Source organism: Pseudomonas sp. NPDC087346 (assembly GCF_044744235.1).
Taxonomy (GTDB): Bacteria; Pseudomonadota; Gammaproteobacteria; order Pseudomonadales; family Pseudomonadaceae; genus Aquipseudomonas.
In genome coordinates, this window is record NZ_JBIUXX010000104.1 from 8,065 (window position 1) to 11,711 (window position 3,647).

The window sequence follows — 3,647 nt, forward strand, 5'->3', positions numbered from 1 at the left end:
CCTGGCTGTTCACTGACTTCAAAGGACTTTTGCTCGTCCCAGAACGACTGGGCGGCGGCTTCAATTTCACGGGGCTGATATTGTTCGTGCATGGCTACTTTTGTACTGGATAGGGGTGGCCTAATCCTCTTCAGTGCGGCATCCGCAAAGGTCCGGGCGCGCTGGAAGTGGAATTACAGGAAGCGCCGTAGCATACATGACCGCGCTTGGCCTAGGGAAACCCTGATTACAGCAGTTTGGCCCGGTAAATCCGCGGCGAGGGCCGTTGGTCGCGGCGTGCAGCCGGTTTGTGCAGCGAAGCTAAGCTCTTATTGGGGAGTGAGTCTTATCTTCAATGAGGTGAGGGATGGTGGAGCAACGGCAAAAGAACGTCACGAAACCCGAGTTGTATGAACGGTTGATGGATCGTCTGGGTATGGCCCTGGACGCTGCAAAAACCGCTGGCCGGCTGCGCGATGAGCGCCCCCTGGAACTGGAATTGCGTGGCTTGAGCCCCGCCGAGTTCAAACTGGTCAAGGCCTATCTGGATCGCAGTGAACGGGAAACGCATGGCTGCCTGTCGCAGGCAGTAAAGCAACTCGATGCAGCACATTCAGCCAAGGTCATCTGGCTCAAGGACAAGGCGCCTGGCAGAGAAACCGTCAAGGTTCGTGCTTTGCAGGCCAAGTGAGCGCAAGTCGCGTGATCACGGAGGATCTTTTTCAACAGGATCGCTCCATATCGGTTGTCGCAGTGTATTAACCCTCTTAGGCTTCGGGCATCTCTGGAGATGCTCGATGCCTTTTCGTTACTTCGTAAAACAACTTCTATTGCCGCCCGGCATTCTTTTGCTGCTGTTATTGGTTGCCTGGTGGTTACGCCGCTCGCGGCCGCGCCTCGCTGGATTGTGCTTTGCCATTGGTTTTGGTGGCTTCTGGCTGATGAGCCTGCCGGTTGTCGTGCAATGGGGTGCCAAGGCGCTGGAGCGTGAACCGCCGCTGGCCCGATCTGAATGGGCGACGCTGGCGCAGCGTGCCGATGCGATTGTGGTGCTGGGTTCCGGGCGTGAGCGCGGCGATCTGGCCTGGGGCGAGGATCAGCCGACCGGCGTCGGCCTGGAGCGTCAGCGCTATGCGGCGCGACTGGCCAAGGCGTCAGGATTGCCGATCCTGACCAGCGGCGGCCTGCATTACGGCACGCCGCCAACCGAGGCGAAGCTGATGGCCGATTCGCTGCTGGATGATTTTGGCGTGAGCGTGCGTTGGCAGGAAGGCGAGAGCCGTACGACGTGGGAAAACGCCAAATTCAGCGCCGACATATTGCTCCCGCAGGGGAGCAAACGCGTGGTGGTAGTGACTCAGGCCTGGCACATGCCACGGGCGGTCTGGAGTTTTCAGCAGGCAGGCTTCGACGTGGTGCCGGCGCCGGTAGGTTTTCTCGGCACTGACAACGCCCGGCCGCTAGGTGGCTGGATGCCGGAGTTCAAGTCGATCTGGCAGAGCGGCCAGTTGCTGAACGAGGCGGTGGGGCAGGTGGGGTATTCGTTGTTTTATCGTTGAAGATCAAAAGATCGCAGCCTGCGGCAGCTCTTACAGGGGATTTGTGTTTTCCCTGTAGGCAGGCTGCGATCTTTGCTTTTAAAGGGTTTTGGACATCCGGCTCGCCATCAGTGCCCAGCCAAACAGTAGCAGGCAAAGGATGATCAGCGGCCACGAGCGCCATTGCAGGTAAGGCGTCAGGTTGTGCATCGGCACTACCTCGCCGTACAGCACACCCTGTTCGAACTGCGGGATCTGCTCGGTGATCTGCCCGAATGGATTGATCAGACCAGTCACACCATTGTTGGTGGCGCGGATCATCCAGCGACCGGCTTCCAGCGCGCGCATCTGCGCCATCTGCAAGTGTTGCAGTGGACCAATCGAGGTGCCAAACCAGGTGTCGTTGCTGATGGTCAGCAGCAGATCGCTGCGTGCAGCCAGGCTGGCGGCAAATTCCGGGTAGACCACTTCGTAGCAGATGAACGGCGCGATCTGATAACCCTTGGCTTGCAGCAACGGTTGATCAGCAGGGCCGCGGGCGAAGTCGGACATCGGCAAATCAAAGAATGCGATCAGCCCGCGCAGGACTTCCTGCAACGGCACGTACTCGCCGAATGGCACCAGTTTCTGCTTCAGATAAGTGCCATCGCCTTCGCCAACCACGGTGATGCCATTAAAGAAGCGTTTCTCGTGGCGCACCGTTTGGCGGATCGGCACACCAGTGATCAGCGCCGATTTACGCTCGGCGGCGAAGGTGCCCATCATGCTCAGGTATCCCTCGGCGGACTCTTTGAGTACCGGTACGGCTGTTTCCGGCCAGATCAGCAGATCCACCGGTTTCGAGCGGAAACTCAAATCGCGGTACAGCGCCAGTTGCGCGTTGAGTTCTGCCGGGTCCCATTTCATGCTTTGCGCGACGTTGCCCTGAATTGCGGCGACGGTCAGTGGTGGTCCCGATGGGCTGGTCCAGGCGTGGCCCTTGAGCGCAATGCCCACGACCCACGGCCCGGCCAGCAACAACAGGCCGGCGACGACAAAACCTTTGCGGCCGGATTGCAACAGGCGCGGGGTGTTGTAGATCAGTGCTGCGGTCAATGCGAGGACGAACGACACCAGCCACATGCCACCCATCGGCGCGAGCCCGGCCAGCGGGCCGTCGAGCTGGCTGTAGCCGGAATACAGCCACGGGAAACCGGTGAGGAACCAGCCACGAAAGGCTTCCTGACCGACCCACAACGCGGCAAATGCCAGTGCATCAGCCAGCGGTGCCTCGTTTCGGCGCAACCAGCGTGCCCAGAGCCACGCCGGCAAAGCGAAGAACCAGGCAATCGCTGCGGTGAACAGCAGCATCAGGAACCCGGCCAGCAACACCGAAGCGCCGCCGAAGTGATGGATGCTGTAGTAGATCCAGCTGGTACCGGCACCGAACAGACCGAAACCGAAACACCAGCCACGGCCCAGCGCCTGACGCGGGCTCAGCTCACGCAGGCCGGCATAGAACAAACCGACCGCGAGCAAAGCCAGCGGCCAGATGTTGAACGGTGCGAGGGCAAAGGTGGTGATTGCACCGGCCGCCACGGCCAGCAGGTTACCGGGCCAGCCGGGGCGGGTCAGACGATGCATTTCAATCCTTAGCGAGCGATAGGTGTCAGACGCAGCAAATGAATCCGACGGCTGTCGGCGTTCAGAATGCGGAAGCGATAGGCGCCGATTTCAGTGGTTTCGTTGCGTTTTGGCAAGTGCCCGAACGCGCTCATCACCAGGCCACCGACGGTGTCGAACTCGTCGTCGGAGAATTCGCTGTCGAAGAACTCGTTGAAGTTCTCGATCGGCGTCAGCGCCTTGATCAGGAAATCACCGCTTGGCAGTGGCTTGATGTAGCTGTCTTCTTCGACGTCGTGTTCATCTTCGATGTCGCCGACGATCTGTTCCAGCACGTCTTCAATCGTCACCAGACCGGCCACGCCGCCGTACTCGTCGATGACGATGGCCATGTGGTTGTGGTTGGCGCGGAACTCACGCAGCAACACGTTCAGACGCTTGGACTCCGGAACGAAAGTCGCCGGGCGCAGCAGATCCTTGATGTTGAAGCTGTCGCCGTTCTCCTTGAGGATCAGCGGCAGCAGATCC

4 protein-coding genes are annotated in these 3,647 nt (G+C 59.9%); 2 read left to right on the forward strand and 2 right to left on the reverse strand.

Annotation, left to right across the window (positions count from 1 at the left end; translation table 11 throughout):
- Positions 1–346: 346 nt before the first annotated feature.
- Both ACIOZM_RS30235 and ACIOZM_RS30240 read left to right on the forward strand, forming a co-directional pair.
- On the forward strand, positions 347–670 hold the full coding sequence (locus tag ACIOZM_RS30235; protein ID WP_401221005.1) for a hypothetical protein: 324 nt from the start codon (positions 347–349) through the stop codon (positions 668–670).
- 106 nt (positions 671–776) lie between these two features.
- Positions 777–1,538, forward strand: a complete 762-nt coding sequence (locus ACIOZM_RS30240; protein WP_401221008.1) for a YdcF family protein — start codon at positions 777–779, stop codon at positions 1,536–1,538.
- A 78-nt stretch (positions 1,539–1,616) separates the two neighbouring features.
- Here ACIOZM_RS30240 and lnt read toward each other — a convergent pair whose 3' ends face one another.
- Entirely contained in the window at positions 1,617–3,140 is a 1,524-nt protein-coding gene (lnt, locus tag ACIOZM_RS30245) for an apolipoprotein N-acyltransferase (RefSeq protein ID WP_401221011.1), read from the reverse strand.
- Between the two features lie 8 nt (positions 3,141–3,148).
- A partial coding sequence (locus ACIOZM_RS30250) for a transporter associated domain-containing protein (protein ID WP_401221014.1) occupies positions 3,149–3,647 on the reverse strand: 499 nt, incomplete at its 5' end.

Coding starts and splice junctions, on each gene's coding strand:
- lnt (WP_401221011.1), bottom strand. CDS start 3,140: ATGCATCGTCTGACCCGCCCCGGCTGGCCCGGTAACCTGCTGGCCGTG.
- ACIOZM_RS30235 (WP_401221005.1), top strand. CDS start 347: ATGGTGGAGCAACGGCAAAAGAACGTCACGAAACCCGAGTTGTATGAA.
- ACIOZM_RS30240 (WP_401221008.1), top strand. CDS start 777: ATGCCTTTTCGTTACTTCGTAAAACAACTTCTATTGCCGCCCGGCATT.